The sequence below is a fragment of the bacterium endosymbiont of Bathymodiolus sp. 5 South genome, assembly GCF_900128535.1.
Classification (GTDB): domain Bacteria; phylum Pseudomonadota; class Gammaproteobacteria; order PS1; family Pseudothioglobaceae; genus Thiodubiliella.
In genome coordinates, this window is sequence record NZ_FQTR01000015.1 from 14,357 (window position 1) to 28,828 (window position 14,472).

The window sequence follows — 14,472 nt, forward strand, 5'->3', positions numbered from 1 at the left end:
AATTCATTAACATTAGTATGCTGATTATTTTTCGCATTTTAGCACGCAGTTGATATTCTATCTTTTAAATCATTAAAATTATTTTTTGACTTGTCGTAATTTGGAAAATGTTTTTTAAAATCTTTATCCTTTCTAATTTCGTCAAAATTAGTAAAGGGTTTATCGGTTTTTTTATAATGAAGCAATAACCAAAACTCAAAACAAGGTTCTGAAAAAACACAATGATACACATCTTTTGGTTTTTTTATCTGTTCAATATCACCCTTAGTCTTTTGATATTTTGAATGCCCGTCCTTATCAAAAACGCAATAAACCCTATCATAGGGATTGCCTGATCTTTTTGCTTTTTGATAAAGCTGCTTTGCTTCTCTAAGTAAACTATCTGGTGTATTTTGCTTAATATCTAGTATTTCAATATTAACCGTGCTTAATTTTAAATCTCCGATTAATCCCTTAAAATAGTTAACCTCAGTTCCGCCTTCACAAACAATCAAGACTTTATCATAAGGCTCTATTGTTGCAGTTTTCCTAGGGTTATAACCGGATTTTATCTTGCATCTTGCCATCTTGTTATCTTGTTATTTCAAATATGGCACTGCACCATAGCGACCTGAAAGATAGGCGCTTTCCAAATTATCTACGCCTTTTCTAACCTTGAAATCAGCAAGAGAAAACAATTCAGTGACATTGTTTTCCTTTTCACAAAACCACACTTGATCTTTCCTAAAGGTGTCTTGATTAAGGAGTGAGGTCTCATGAGTAACAAAAATAAGTTGCGCGCCGTGTTTGTTAATCTCTGGATTATGAAACATACTCACTAAATATGCCACTAACTTTGGATGCAAACTATTATGTAACTCATCCATTACCAAGCAATAGCCTTTTTCTAATACCTCCAACCATGGACCTGAAAGTTTAAATAATCTTTGTGTTCCCTCTGATTCTTGTTCTCTAAAATCAAAAGACACCACACTGCCATCATCAGATGTATGTTGAGATTCTACTTTAAAAAGCTTAATTTTTGATAAATCTTCACCTTTTTTTACTAAAAGCCCCTTCATTTCATCAGAAATTTTTGCTTCCTCCGCTGTCTCCTTAGATACAACAAAATCCTCAATGCCTATATCAGCTGTTTTCATAAATTCTAAAATTTCTTCTTTTCTTTCCTTATTTTCATTCGCTTGATGACAAGTAAAGTAAAAACCTGGTAAATCATCAGATAGACCTTTTAACTTATCAATAGCAGAAAAAATAGTTGCCAATGATTCACTATTTAACTGCACGGCTGTTGACAAAAACAATGAATTGTCTTTGGTGCTTTCTTGCCAAATCTTTTTCTTGCCTTTAAGTGCACTCATTGTCCCCCATTGGTTTGTTGATTTTCTATCAATTAGGTTTTGTGGGCTGCCTTTTGGATATTGATACAGCCATTCATCAATAATCTTTTCTTGCGTAGCAGAAAAACCATAGACATAACGAACCCCACCATCAATCAAATCTAATTCAAACGCTGTAGGTTGATTTACACTGTCTTTAGCAAGCAAAAAAGGCTCAATGTATTTCACACCCTTGTTTGCTTGATAACTAAAAGAGTTTTCAATAATTCTTAACATAGCCCCTAAAACCTTTATCAAATTAGATTTTCCGCTCGCATTAGCGCCATAAATAACAGCACTATTGAGCACATCAAGGGTTTTTCCTGTAGATAAAGGAATGGCAGTAAAATTATTTTCTAATTCATTCTTTTTAGTTTTTAACAAACTAAGGGTTTGTTTTTCTTTAATTGAACGAAAATTAGTAACACTAAATTCTAAAAGCATTTTAGTTTAAAAATAAAATAAAATTAACATTATGACAGTTTTTGTCAAAAAATCAAATTTATTTATGCTTTAACAGATGTAAACACGCTCAATAAAGTCAAACCATTTTGAATAATGTGCTTAGTAGTAATAATGAATTGCAATCGTTCAAAGACTTTCTAATTGTTCCAGCCAAGCGTTAAAGCCTCGGCATTTTTCTCGTATTTTTGGTAGCCCGATCTCTTGTAAAATTATTGGTGCATGTTGGGTTTTTATGTATGTTGCATTATTTTCAATGCGTTTAGAGGGTGCAGTTTCTTTAGAGTTATTGATTGTTTCTAAATCTGAAAAGTCATTAACAACTTCATCAATCCAACCTTGATTTGTCTTTAAGCCACTTGCCATTTTTACACTATCACTAAAAAGTAGCGCTTCAAACTCATACATTTGCACATAAGGAATAATTTTATGTTGTTGCCCTTGTTTAATGCCATTTTTAATTTTTTCTTCTAAAGTTTTTTTGGTTTCATTATCGCTCAGCCTCTTAAAACCATAAAAATCATAAAGCGTTGTTACAAAATCAAAATTATGTATCAGTCTATTTAATTTTCCACTAACTCTATCAATGCTAATATTACCTTTCATATTGTGTAACTTTATATAAACCTCTAAATTTGCAAAATGTGGCTGTAAAACTTGTTCAACAAACTTCCATTCTGATTTTCCTTCTACCGATATAAGCAACCTTGTCATTTTGGCAAACCCCCAATCAAGCCTTCTTCCCAAGTTGTGCCCATTTGGTAATTCTCAAGCCACGCTTTTAGTGCCTCCTGTTTGTCTTTGCCAAATCTTTCAAATTTAGATTCTCCCTCTTCGTAATCTACAACAATAAAATCATCAGGCTCAAAACAATTAGCCAGTGCAACAGATTGAGTGGAAATAATCACTTGTGATCCGTCATTGGCTATGGCTTTTATGATTTCAGACAACACGACCAACGCGTCTGGATGTAATCCAATTTCTGGTTCGTCTAGCACAATGGTTGCAGGACGCAAGTCTTTGGGTTGTAAAAATAGCGTTGCCATACAGATAAAACGCGCTGTGCCATCAGACAAAGTTTGTGCGGAAAAGCCTAAGTTGCTTAAATCATTAACATGTTGCCAGCGTAAAAGAATATTTTCACCCTCAATATTAAAATCAAAATCTTGAAAATACGGGGCAACCGTTTGTACGGCACTCACGATATTTTGATAATCAGAAATGAAGTCTGTCTTTAATTTATATAAAAAAGGGGCTAAGTTAGTCGCAAAACTGTCTAAAAATTTATTTTTCCCCATGTCTTGAAATGATTTAAACCCTGAGGCTGAAGAAGTATCATGAAAATGATACAATTTACATTGTTCTAAAAACTCCTTGGAATAACCTGCTATATCGTTTATATGGTTTTTAATTAAACTTTCATAACCTGAAGTTATCTCATCATAATATGGGCTTTCATACTTTTTTGTGTTGTGAATGCTTGCAAAATCTTCAATGTATAAGGTATCGTTTTCATTATCTTTTCGCAACACAGAAAGATACCCATTAACAACATCTCTACCTGTTGAAAAGGTTAAGTTAATTCTGATTTCATCAGTAGTTTTTCTGCCAAAATATAGAAACCGTTCCGCACCACCATTTTGCTTAATATAAGATTGCAACCTTTGATTATAGATATTTTCAAGCAGCCTAAAAACGGAAATAAAGTTACTTTTCCCAGAACCATTCGCCCCAATCAATACATTAATCGGTTGCATCTCTAAATCCAACTCTTTAATAGATTTAAAGCCTTTGATTTTAATGTGCGATAAATTGTCCATTGTTTGATTTTACATTTTTTCAGGGGCAGACACACCCAATAATCCCAATCCATTTTGAAGCACTTGCTTGGTGGCAATGATGAGTTGCAAACGAGAGGCTTGCAGGGTTTTATTATCAATCAAAAACTCACTATTGTTGTAATAACTGTGAAAATCACCCGCCAAATCACGCAAATAATAAGCCAAAACATGTGGCTCATAATTTAGTGCTGCATTCTTAAGCATGTCTGCGTAACGACTTAGCTGCTTGATGAGTGCTTGTTCATATTCATTATTAAGTAGCGCCAAATCTGGTGCTTGATTGCCATCTGCTTTAGCAAGCACTGAACAAATGCGTGCATGGGCATATTGAATGTAAAACACAGGATTTTCATTAGTTTTGGACTTTGCTAAATCCAAATCAAAATCCATATGCTGTTCGGCTTTACGCATAATATAGAAAAAACGCGCTGCATCATTGCCAACCTCCTCACGCAACTCTTCTAAAGTAACGAACGAACCACTACGCGTTGACATGGCAACTTTCTCGCCATTTCTAAACAAATTGGCAAACTGCACCAATAAAATTTCCAATTTATCAGGGTTGTGGCCAAGCGCCTGAATTGATGCCTTTACTCTGGTAATATAACCATGGTGGTCGGCACCCCAGATGTTGATGATTTTGTCGTAACCTCGCTCAAACTTCTCAAGATGGTAGGCAATATCAGAAGCAAAATAGGTGTGCATACCGTTATCACGCACCACAACACGGTCTAAGTCATCGCCAAAATCTGTGGTTTTAAACCAAAGCGCCCCTGCTTTTTCGTAAATATGCCCTGAGTCTTGTAATTTTTTCACCGTTTTTTCACTCAAACCACTGTCCACTAAAGTTTGCTCACAAAACCATTGTTGATACTCAACACCAAACTCTGACAAATCGGTTTTAATGCCGCGCAAAATATCATTAATTGCCAAATCAAAGATTTTTTTGTAATCGCCCTGTAATTGCAACTTGCAATTAACAATCAAACCATCAATGTGTTTTTCTTTATCGCCACCGTGTTTTTCGTCTTTACAAACGCCACTAAAAATATCAAGTTTTTCAATTCCCTGAATTTTTTTGGCAATATCAAAAATATAATCCCCTTTATAACCATTATCAGGAAATTTATCCGTCTCAACATAACGCAAATAAACCGAAGTCGCCAAAATATCCATCTGCCGACCCGCATCATTCACATAATATTCATTGTCAACTTCAAAACCAACCACCCGCAAAAGATTAGCAACCGTTGCCCCATAGGCTGCACCGCGTCCATGCCCGACATGCAACGGTCCTGTCGGATTGGCAGATACAAACTCCAATAACACCCGCTGCCCCTCGCCCACATTGGACGAACCATAGCCCGCTCCCTGCTCAATAATACGATTAACAACCGACGCATTAGCCCCCTGAGACATAAAGAAATTAATAAAGCCTGGACCCGCAATCTCAATCTTTTCCACCTCGGCAGAATCTGGGAAATTGGCTTTAATTTTCTGCGCCAACTCTCTGGGTGCACACCCTGCCTGCTTAGACAACATCATCGCAATATTCGAGGCAAAGTCCCCTTGGGTTTTATCCTTTGAATGGTCAAGTCGAATATTCTCAGGTACCTTCTCCAACACGCCCTGTGTTTTCAGCGATACCAACGATTCCATTAATAATACTTGTAATTGTTCTTTATTCATTTTTACTCTTATTCTTGATTAATCCAACTTTTCTTTTTTATGGTATTTTCCTTATTTATTACTTGTATTTTAAATATAATTTTCTACCAATAACTTAAACTTTTTTTAAAATTATACAAAATATATTTAGTATCAGGTATAATGTTCGCTTAAGGATTGCGGATTCGCGGTCGACACTAAGCCATTGTGGATTCACAGTGGCTTTTTGTTATCTGGAAAAACCTTATTGTTAACCATTTTTTCTTTTATAACCTCAAAGCTTTTGTTTTCTTGTTCAGGTCTCAAACAATTCAATCCAATTGGTCGTGCTATCAAATCAGCTAATTGTAAACCTGTGGAATTACTTTGTTTGTTCGCCATTACCATTTTAAAATTGGCTTTCATGCCCTTGAAATTACCATTAGAACATATTCTGCTAAATTCAAGCTCTAAATCTCTATCTTCTGTTTTTCCTCGTTGTTCTACAACAATATGCATTATTTTCTTCTGTTGATTAGACGCAATTAAGAAGTTGAATAAATGTTCAACACAAAACTTAAGTGCAATATGATAAGGATTGTTATCATAACGATAACTATTTTTTAGTATATCCTTTTTAACAGTTGTACTGATAACTGAAAACTCTTGCTGACTAACAACATCTGATAACTCTCTTATAAAACCGCTCTTCTTTTCTGGGTTGTTCAGTATCTTAAAAACACCCTTATCTTTACGAATTTCATTCTCATGCAAAATAACTATATCATGCCCAAAGTGATTAAACTTAAATTCTTGGAAATCCTGAACAGTTTTCAGATAATCAGATTTTTTGAATATGCAAAACGCCAATACAAATATTGGATATTGTGTATCAATATTGACAAGCCCATGATCACCACTTTCATCAACATAAACGATATAATCGCTAAAGTCCATACTAGTGAGCCTCTTGCCAAGAGACGCCAACACCCACATCAACTTTAAGCGGAATGTCTAATTGGTAAGCATTTTGCATCAGGTCTTTTATTTTGTCGGCAAATTCATCGGCTTTTGATGCGTTTACTTCAAACACCAATTCATCATGGACTTGCATAATCATTTTAATATCTGGGTTATTTCTGCCAATCCACGCATCAACATCCAGCATGGCTTTTTTAATGATATCTGCTGAAGAGCCTTGCATTGGGGCATTGATGGCAGTACGCAGGGCGTGCTGTTGTAGCATTTTGTTCTTAGCGTTGATTTGTGGCAAGTATAAGCGTCTGCCCATCACCGTTTCTACAAAGCCTTTTTCTTTTGCCAATTCTTTGGTGCTATCCATATAGTTAAGCACATTTGGATAGTTCTCAAAATACGCCTCAATATATTGCTTGGCTTCGGTGCGTGAGACATCAATTTGCTTCGCCAAACCAAAGGCACTCATACCATAAATCAAACCAAAATTAATCGCTTTGGCTTTGCGACGGTGTTCTTGAGTGACGGCGTCAAGTGGCACATTAAACATAGTAGATGCAGTAGCGCTGTGCACATCTTTGTCTTCATTAAATGCACTTAAAAGATTTTGGTCTTGGGATATATGTGCCATAATTCGAAGTTCAATCTGCGAATAATCTGCTGCAATAACCACATTACCTGCGCTGGCAATAAAGGCCGAACGAATTCTTGCACCTTGCTCACTACGAATAGGGATATTTTGTAGATTTGGGTTACTAGATGACAGGCGACCTGTCGCAGTGACTGCTTGATGATAAGAAGTGTGCAGTCTTTTAGTGTGCAGGTCAACTTGCTTAGGCAGTACCTCCAAATAAGTAGAGTTGAGCTTGGTTAGCATGCGATAACCAAGTATTGAGTCCACTAATGGATGGTCTAATAATTTTAAGGCTTCTTCATTGGTTGATGGTGCGCCTTTCGGGGTTTTCTTTTTTGATTCTAACCCTAAACCTTCTTCTGAAAACAAAATTTGCTGAATTTGTTTCGGTGATTCTAAATTAAACGCATTGCCTGCTAATTCAAATGCCTGTGCCTTAATGGTTTCCATCTGCGCAATAACATCAAGTTGCTGCTTGCCTAAAGCGTTTGCATCTAATTCTACGCCATTGCGCTCCATGGTTACCAAAACAGCAATCAGGGGTAATTCTAGCGTTTGATAAAGTTTGTAAAGTGTGGCATAATTCACCAATTCTTGTGCCAAAACTTCGTTGAGTTTGTGCGTTACAATAACATCTTCACAAGCATACGGAGCACCGTCATCAATACTCACTTGATTGAAGGTGATTTGCTTTTTACCTTTGCCTGCAATATCAGTAAAATGGGTAGTGGTGTACCCTAGATAATGCTCAGATAGGTCATCCATATTATGTCTTGATGCAACCGAGTTCAAACAATAAGATTTGAGCATAGTGTCATCAACAATACCATTGAGTGTAGTGCCATAATTTGCTAGGATATGGCTATCGTATTTGAGGTTTTGTCCGATTTTTCCAATGCTTGAATCCTCTAAAATCACCCGCAATTTTGACAACACCTCATCAAAGTTCAGTTGTACTGGTGCATCTAAATAATCATGGGCAACAGGAACATAGAAGCTGTCTTTGTCCACCAAAAATACCCAGCCAACAATTTTGCCGTTCATATAATCTAGCGAATCAGTTTCTAAATCAAAAACAAAACGCTTACATGCGCTCAGGCGTTTGACTAAAGTTTCAAAACTATCTTGTGTGAATACTGTGTTTTGCGTGTATTCCTTTAACCAATCAGACTGACACACCCCAGTCTGTGACACCTCAGGATTTGACTCAACTATAGGCAAGGTCATTGACTTGACTACCGGAGTTGTGACGCTTGACTCAACACCACCAAGTTGTTTAAACCATACCTTGAAACCATATTTTTGATAAAGATTCATCAGTTTTTCATTATCAGCACCCGGCTCATTATCCAAAATATCACAAGGCAATTCCACATCAAATTTAAGCTGTACTAATTGATAAGACAAATCTAGTAGATCAAAATTCTCTCGCAATTTCTCACCTACTTTACCGCCGATTTGCTCAGCATTGGCCTTGATACCTTCAATAGATTTAAACTGCTCTAGCCACTTAATCGCGGTTTTAGGTCCTACACTTGGCACCCCAGGAATATTATCAGCACTATCACCAGTGAGTGCCAAAAGGTCTAAGATTTGCTCAGGTCTAACGCCTATTTTTTCAACAACACCATCATAATCTAACAAATTACCTTTCATATCTAACTGATGTACATGTTCATTAACCAATTGCATTAAATCTTTATCGCCACTGGCAATAATCGTATCTAACTTATGTTCCTTGGCACAAAGACTTAGCGTAGCAATCACATCATCTGCTTCCACGCCATCGACACACATAAAATGAAATCCCATCGCACGAATAATTTCATACAGTGGTTCAATTTGCATAACCAACTCTTCATCAGCAGGTTTGCGATGTGCTTTGTACTGAGGGTAAATCTCATGACGGTGGTTTTTACCTTTAGCGTCAAAAATTGCAATGAGTTTTGCTTCAGGATATTGGCTCTGTAAACGCTTTAACGCATTAATGACGCCAAATATCGCACCCGTTGGGAAGCCCTCATCGTTGGTTAAATTTTGCGCAATAGTAGAAAAATAAGCCCTAAATAAAAAGGCTGATCCGTCTAATAAAATAAGTTGATGAGAGTTTGACATAAGGGTAAATTTTACCGATTTTTTAGACATCAAGATTAGTATAAAATACACCTATGGCAATTTCACCTCAAACCCTTATTAGTGCTCACGATATCAGCCTCACGCGTCGTGGAAAAAGCGTTTTGGATAAGGTGAGTTTTGAGCTTCAGCAGGCAGAGTTTCTTACTATCATTGGTCCAAATGGTGCAGGGAAAAGCTCACTTATCAAAGTTTTATTGGGTTTGATTAAAGCCGATAGTGGTAATATTAAGCGTGCAAAAAAACTCAAATTGGGTTATATGCCGCAAGCTTTTAGCCCCAATCCATTTATGCCTCTCAAGGTGCTTGATTTTTGTAATCTTAATCAAAAAGTTGCCCCTAACTTCTTACAAGAAACCGCTGCATTAACGGGGATTAAAAGTTTGTTAAGTTCACCTTTAAAAACCCTATCGGGTGGTGAATTACAACGCGTATTACTAACGCGTGCGCTACTCAATAAACCCAATGTATTAATCTTGGACGAACCCGCACAAAATCTTGATGTTGGTGGGCAAATGCAACTCTATAAACTCATTCAAAACATTCATCAACAACAAGGTTGTGCGGTGTTAATGATCTCTCACGACCTGCATCGGGTAATGAAAGAATCCACCCAAGTGCTGTGCCTATATCACCATATTTGTTGTATGGGAAAACCTGAGGTGCTTATTAAAGATGCTCAATTTAATGATTTATACGCCGACCAGATGGATGAACTAATGACAACTTATGAGCATCATCACAATCATTGTCACGAAAATTAGTGGTTCGCCCTGATATAATATCTGTTTTTTGAACGATGGACACACCATGAAAGATATTATTGAAGCGGCTTTTGAAGACAGGGCTAACATCAGCCCACAAACTGCAAGTAGCGAAGTTAAACAAGCCGTTTCTGAGGCAATCCATCTGCTTGATTCAGGTCAAGCGCGTGTTGCCGAACAAAGAGGTGTGGGCGACTGGGTTGTCAACGAATGGCTAAAAAAAGCAGTATTATTATCTTTTAGACTAGAAGACAATGTGCCCATGCAAGGTGGCTTTACCCAATATTATGACAAAGTACCTTCAAAATTTGCCACACTATCTGCAGAGGAATTTGCAGCAGCAGGTGTTCGTGTCGTGCCGCCAGCAAGTGCGCGTCGTGGCTCATTCATCGCTAAAAACACCGTGCTTATGCCATCGTATGTCAATATTGGTGCTTATGTTGATTCTGGCACAATGGTGGATACTTGGGCAACCGTTGGTTCTTGCGCACAGATTGGTAAAAATGTTCACCTCTCAGGTGGCGTTGGTATTGGTGGTGTATTAGAACCTTTGCAAGCAGCTCCTACCATTATTGAAGATAACTGCTTCATCGGTGCGCGTTCAGAAGTAGTTGAAGGCGTAATTGTTGAAGAAGGCGCGGTAATTTCAATGGGGGTTTATATCGGGCAATCTACCAAAATTTTCAATAGAGAAACTGGCGAAGTAACTTATGGTCGCGTACCTGCAGGCTCGGTTGTTGTATCTGGCAACCTACCTTCAAAGGATGGCAGTTATTCGCTCTACTGCGCAGTGATCGTCAAACAAGTAGATGCTAAAACTCGCTCTAAAGTTGGCATTAATGAATTGCTAAGAGGCATTTAATTGCTTGTCTGAGTGTAGGCGTTCTTTGTAATATCAAGTGCATTCAAAAACAGCAAGTGCGTGCGCCCAAACTATGGTCAGATTACATATAATCTACAAACAAAATTATTGGCAAATTAAGGAAGAATTCTGCTTGTTAAGTAACCATATACACTCCCCAATATTATGTCCATCTTGATTATAAAATCTAAAAGTTTTGCCTGCATTTGTGGAAATTCCATAACCAAAACCCGACCGAGAATAAACAAAATTAGCCTTATGCTTGCCAATATCAACATTTCTTTTCATTACATTGTCAACCTTAACTAACGCTGTGCCACTATTGCCAATAATCAGTTGGTCGTAATCAGTTTGCATATCCAGTACTTCTAAATAATGCGCATGCCCAGCAACAAATAGTGTGTGATTAGGCAATAAATCTTTAAAGGCTATTTGCTGGGTTAAATTGCCATAATAATATTTAGATTTAACTTTATTATAAGTCCACATAGGTCGGTGTGTGAGGAATATATTGGTCGAATTTTTATCAATTTTTAATTGTGCTATAGACTCTTTATAAAGAGCCAATTGTGCATCAGAAGTGTGGTCATCTTGACCATAATTGCTGTCAAACATAATATAATTAACCCCCTTCAACTTTAATATATAAGGCTTTTCCATCTCCGCACAAGGTTGCCCCGTCTCTGGATATTCCCATGGCGATAAATAGCGAAACCAGCCGTTTTTTGCTCTATCACATCCCTCATGATTGCCTCTAGAAAAGGCGATTACTGATGATTGAAATAATGAGTTTGCAGGTGCAAACCAATCGGCATTCCAAGCACCCCAATTGTATCCACTGGGCGAACCTTGGCAACCTTTGTCGCCCACAGGACAAGGGGTTTTTCGATAAAGATAATCACCTACATGCAAAATTATATCGGGGGATTGGGATGCAATATTCGCATTTAATGGATACAACGGCCAAGCCTTGGCATCATTACACGCTTGCACTTTAGCTTTATTAATTCGACACCCTGTATCCCCTAATATAGCAATACGATTCACCTCATTGGGCAAAGTAGGCAACGCCTGCTGTTGAATTTTGATTGAACGGGTATCTCGACTGACCAGCAACTCACATACTGCTGGAAAATTCACCGCCTTAGGTGCTCTTAATTGCATGGCAGTGGGAATATCGTTAATGCTCACTTTTGGGCATTGATCATCATTTAATAAAACAACTCTAACGCTGAGTTGGTCGTTTGCCACCATTTGAACCCATTGAGGATTGGGCTGTGCATAACCCAAAAATGACAACGATAACAACGAAACCCCTGTTACAAACTTAAAAAATCTCATAAAAACCTCTAATCATAATCCAAAAATAACACCCAACAACACACTCATACCAATATACTGATTGTGCAAAAACGCCTCAAAGCAAGCACCTCTCTCACGCTTTTTAATTAAAAACTGATGGTAAAACATCAACCCCAACACCACAAAAAGCACCAAAAAGTAGGTCAATTCTAACACAAATACCTGTCCAATTTTAATCAAAATAGCCATTAATATCAATTGCAATAAAACAATAATTAAACGGTCAAACTTGGCAAATAAAATAGCACTAGATTTAACCCCAATCTTTAAATCTTCCTCTCTATCCGCCATGGCATACATGGTATCGTAAACAACCGTCCAAACAACCGTTGCTAGAAAAACCCACCACGCATCACTTGGCACACTGCCATTCGTCGCAGCAAATGCCATCGGCACACTCATCGCAAATGCACAGCCCAGCACAAATTGTGGCAAGTGCGTCCAACGCTTGGTAAACGGATACAGCGTTGCCAAAAAACCTGCAATAACTGCCAATTGAATGGTCAAAGTATTGGTCATCAGTACTAAGCCAAACGCAACAATCATTAATAAAAAAAATAAAATCAACGCCGATTTTGGGTGAATTTCCCCTGTGGTGATAGGACGGTTTTGCGTGCGTTCAATCAATTTATCAATCTTTCTATCCGCATAATCGTTAATCACACAGCCTGCTGAACGCATTAAAACCACCCCCAGTACAAAAATCACAAATAATTTTAAATCAGGAAGCCCCCCAGCTGCCAAAAATAACGCCCACAAAGTAGGGTAGAGCAATAGATAAATACCAATCGGCTTGTCCAAACGCATCAGGCGAAAATAAGCAGTCATAAGGTTGCTAAAAACACCTCTAGTTCAGCCGATAATGGGGCTTTAACCGTTTGAATTTCCCCAGTGCTTGGGTTGGTAAAAGTTAACTGGTGTGCATGTAGGAATAAACGCCGCAACCCTTGAGCGTGTAATTTTCGATCAAATTCTCTGTCGCCATATTTATCATCACACGCCAGCGGATGCCCCACATATTGTGCGTGCACACGGATTTGATGCATACGCCCCGTTTCAATGAGCACTTCAACCAAAGAAGCATCAATACTGTCAAAATTCTTTATGGGTTGAAAGTGGCTAAGTGCCTCTTTGCCTTTCGCATCAACCACTGTGCAACGAGAATTTTGATACAGGGGTGCATCAATACTATGGCGTTTTTTTGACCAGGTGCCTTTAACCAAAGCGGTGTAGCGTTTCTCCATGTGATGCTGAACCAGTTGCTCATGCAGATTTTTCAACACACTGCGTTTTTTGGCAATCAACAAAACGCCTGAAGTAGCACGGTCAATGCGATGCACCAATTCCACCGGCGTGTTAAACATATCTCTGAGCGCCTCAATCACGCCCACATCAATACCACTACCGCCATGCACCGCCAAGCCACTCGGCTTATTAATCACCAGCAGTCCTTTATCCTCATACAAAATACTCTCAGTCAACAACTTTTTAAGACTATCTGAGGTTTTACTCGGCTTTGATTCAGCCACCCGAATCGGCGGAATACGCACCACATCATCAATTTGTAATTTGTAATCGGCCTTTTTCCTGCCTTTGTTAACCCGCACTTCTCCTTTGCGAATTACCCGATAAATATGCGATTTTGGCACCCCTTTTAAATGTTTCAATAAGTAGTTATCTAAGCGTTGCCCTACAGCAAATTCATCAACCGTTTTAAATTGCACACTCATCAGAAAAACAAAGTCTTAAAATTATTCGTGGTAGCATCGGCAATAGTCTCAATAGTCTGGCCCCGAATATCCGCTAATTTTTCAGCTGTATAATAAGTATAAGCAGGCGAATTAGGCTTACCACGATAGGGCACAGGCGTTAAATAAGGCGCATCTGTTTCTACCAAAATCCTATCCAACGGCACTTTTTTGGCAACCTCACGCAAATCCCCCGCACTTTTAAAAGTAATAATGCCTGAAAATGAAATATAAAAACCCAAATCCAATGCCGCCTTAGCCGTCTCCCAATCCTCAGAAAAACAATGCATCACCCCTTTTTCCGCCTGCTCTTCACGCATAATCGTTATGGTGTCTGCCTTAGCGTTCCGAGTATGGATAATCATCGGTTTGCCCGATTGATTAGAAGCGGCAATATGTCGTCTAAAGCGCTCCCGTTGCCAATCAGCCGTGTCTTTTTCCACATGAAAATAATCCAACCCCGTCTCACCAATAGCAATAATATTATCATCCTCCGCTAAGGCCAACAATTCTGCCACACTTGGATCTTTACCCTCCAACTCACAAGGGTGCACCCCCACTGAGGCATAAATCTGTGGATACTGCCTCGCCAAAGAAAACACATCATCAAAGTGTTCTAAATCAATACAAACGCACAAAAATTCCTCCACCGACAAGGTCTTAGCATG

13 protein-coding genes are annotated in these 14,472 nt (G+C 38.2%); 2 read left to right on the forward strand and 11 right to left on the reverse strand.

From position 1 onward, the window contains the following. Nucleotides 1-38: 38 nt before the first annotated feature. The 7 genes from BBROOKSOX_RS02965 to polA form a co-directional block, all read right to left on the reverse strand. Entirely contained in the window at nt 39-566 is a 528-nt protein-coding gene (locus BBROOKSOX_RS02965) for an RloB family protein (RefSeq protein WP_139659689.1), read from the reverse strand. A gap of 12 nt (nt 567-578) precedes the next feature. Next, the gene (locus tag BBROOKSOX_RS02970; RefSeq protein WP_139659690.1) at nt 579-1,820 is read right to left on the reverse strand and encodes an AAA family ATPase; all 1,242 of its coding nucleotides are present in this window, start codon (nt 1,818-1,820) and stop codon (nt 579-581) included. Between the two features lie 147 nt (nt 1,821-1,967). Beyond that, nucleotides 1,968-2,552, reverse strand: a complete 585-nt coding sequence (locus BBROOKSOX_RS02975) for a DUF4276 family protein (RefSeq protein WP_139659691.1) — start codon at nt 2,550-2,552, stop codon at nt 1,968-1,970. Further along, nucleotides 2,549-3,658, reverse strand: a complete 1,110-nt coding sequence (locus tag BBROOKSOX_RS02980) for an AAA family ATPase (RefSeq protein ID WP_139659692.1) — start codon at nt 3,656-3,658, stop codon at nt 2,549-2,551. The genes BBROOKSOX_RS02975 and BBROOKSOX_RS02980 overlap by 4 nt, the downstream gene beginning before the upstream one ends. A gap of 9 nt (nt 3,659-3,667) precedes the next feature. After that, nucleotides 3,668-5,368, reverse strand: coding sequence for an arginine--tRNA ligase (argS, locus tag BBROOKSOX_RS02985; RefSeq protein ID WP_139659693.1), 1,701 nt, complete (start codon nt 5,366-5,368; stop codon nt 3,668-3,670). Between the two features lie 192 nt (nt 5,369-5,560). After that, nucleotides 5,561-6,283, reverse strand: coding sequence for a DUF3800 domain-containing protein (locus BBROOKSOX_RS02990; protein ID WP_139659694.1), 723 nt, complete (start codon nt 6,281-6,283; stop codon nt 5,561-5,563). A gap of 1 nt (nt 6,284) precedes the next feature. Further along, a complete protein-coding gene (polA, locus tag BBROOKSOX_RS02995; protein ID WP_139659695.1) occupies nt 6,285-9,050 on the reverse strand; it encodes a DNA polymerase I in 2,766 nt (921 codons plus the stop codon). A 53-nt stretch (nt 9,051-9,103) separates the two neighbouring features. Between polA and BBROOKSOX_RS03000 the strand changes: the two genes are divergently transcribed. Beyond that, entirely contained in the window at nt 9,104-9,832 is a 729-nt protein-coding gene (locus tag BBROOKSOX_RS03000) for an ATP-binding cassette domain-containing protein (protein ID WP_139659696.1), read from the forward strand. A gap of 46 nt (nt 9,833-9,878) precedes the next feature. Further along, a complete protein-coding gene (gene dapD / locus BBROOKSOX_RS03005) occupies nt 9,879-10,694 on the forward strand; it encodes a 2,3,4,5-tetrahydropyridine-2,6-dicarboxylate N-succinyltransferase (RefSeq protein ID WP_139659697.1) in 816 nt (271 codons plus the stop codon). 105 nt (nt 10,695-10,799) lie between these two features. Here the strand turns inward: dapD and BBROOKSOX_RS03010 are convergent, their stop codons facing one another. From BBROOKSOX_RS03010 to BBROOKSOX_RS03025, 4 genes are all read right to left on the reverse strand, one after another. Continuing rightward, nucleotides 10,800-12,035 carry a metallophosphoesterase family protein gene (locus BBROOKSOX_RS03010; protein WP_139659698.1) on the reverse strand — a complete coding sequence of 412 codons (1,236 nt, stop codon included), beginning with the start codon at nt 12,033-12,035 and terminating at the stop codon, nt 10,800-10,802. A gap of 12 nt (nt 12,036-12,047) precedes the next feature. Next, the gene (gene ubiA / locus BBROOKSOX_RS03015; protein WP_139659699.1) at nt 12,048-12,884 is read right to left on the reverse strand and encodes a 4-hydroxybenzoate octaprenyltransferase; all 837 of its coding nucleotides are present in this window, start codon (nt 12,882-12,884) and stop codon (nt 12,048-12,050) included. Then, a complete protein-coding gene (locus tag BBROOKSOX_RS03020; RefSeq protein ID WP_139659700.1) occupies nt 12,881-13,786 on the reverse strand; it encodes an RluA family pseudouridine synthase in 906 nt (301 codons plus the stop codon). The genes ubiA and BBROOKSOX_RS03020 overlap by 4 nt, the downstream gene beginning before the upstream one ends. Continuing rightward, nucleotides 13,786-14,472: TatD family hydrolase (locus BBROOKSOX_RS03025; protein ID WP_139659701.1), on the reverse strand; the 687-nt coding region annotated here is incomplete at its 5' end. The genes BBROOKSOX_RS03020 and BBROOKSOX_RS03025, both read right to left, overlap by 1 nt.

What these genes read in the sequence shown, in the direction of transcription:
- BBROOKSOX_RS02990 (WP_139659694.1), bottom strand. Translation starts at nt 6,283, where the DNA reads ATGGACTTTAGCGATTATATCGTTTATGTTGATGAAAGTGGTGATCAT.
- BBROOKSOX_RS02980 (WP_139659692.1), bottom strand. Translation starts at nt 3,658, where the DNA reads ATGGACAATTTATCGCACATTAAAATCAAAGGCTTTAAATCTATTAAA.
- BBROOKSOX_RS02970 (WP_139659690.1), bottom strand. Translation starts at nt 1,820, where the DNA reads ATGCTTTTAGAATTTAGTGTTACTAATTTTCGTTCAATTAAAGAAAAA.
- BBROOKSOX_RS03000 (WP_139659696.1), top strand. Translation starts at nt 9,104, where the DNA reads ATGGCAATTTCACCTCAAACCCTTATTAGTGCTCACGATATCAGCCTC.
- ubiA (WP_139659699.1), bottom strand. Translation starts at nt 12,884, where the DNA reads ATGACTGCTTATTTTCGCCTGATGCGTTTGGACAAGCCGATTGGTATT.
- BBROOKSOX_RS03010 (WP_139659698.1), bottom strand. Translation starts at nt 12,035, where the DNA reads ATGAGATTTTTTAAGTTTGTAACAGGGGTTTCGTTGTTATCGTTGTCA.
- BBROOKSOX_RS03020 (WP_139659700.1), bottom strand. Translation starts at nt 13,786, where the DNA reads ATGAGTGTGCAATTTAAAACGGTTGATGAATTTGCTGTAGGGCAACGC.
- argS (WP_139659693.1), bottom strand. Translation starts at nt 5,368, where the DNA reads ATGAATAAAGAACAATTACAAGTATTATTAATGGAATCGTTGGTATCG.
- BBROOKSOX_RS02965 (WP_139659689.1), bottom strand. Translation starts at nt 566, where the DNA reads ATGGCAAGATGCAAGATAAAATCCGGTTATAACCCTAGGAAAACTGCA.
- polA (WP_139659695.1), bottom strand. Translation starts at nt 9,050, where the DNA reads ATGTCAAACTCTCATCAACTTATTTTATTAGACGGATCAGCCTTTTTA.
- dapD (WP_139659697.1), top strand. Translation starts at nt 9,879, where the DNA reads ATGAAAGATATTATTGAAGCGGCTTTTGAAGACAGGGCTAACATCAGC.
- BBROOKSOX_RS02975 (WP_139659691.1), bottom strand. Translation starts at nt 2,552, where the DNA reads ATGACAAGGTTGCTTATATCGGTAGAAGGAAAATCAGAATGGAAGTTT.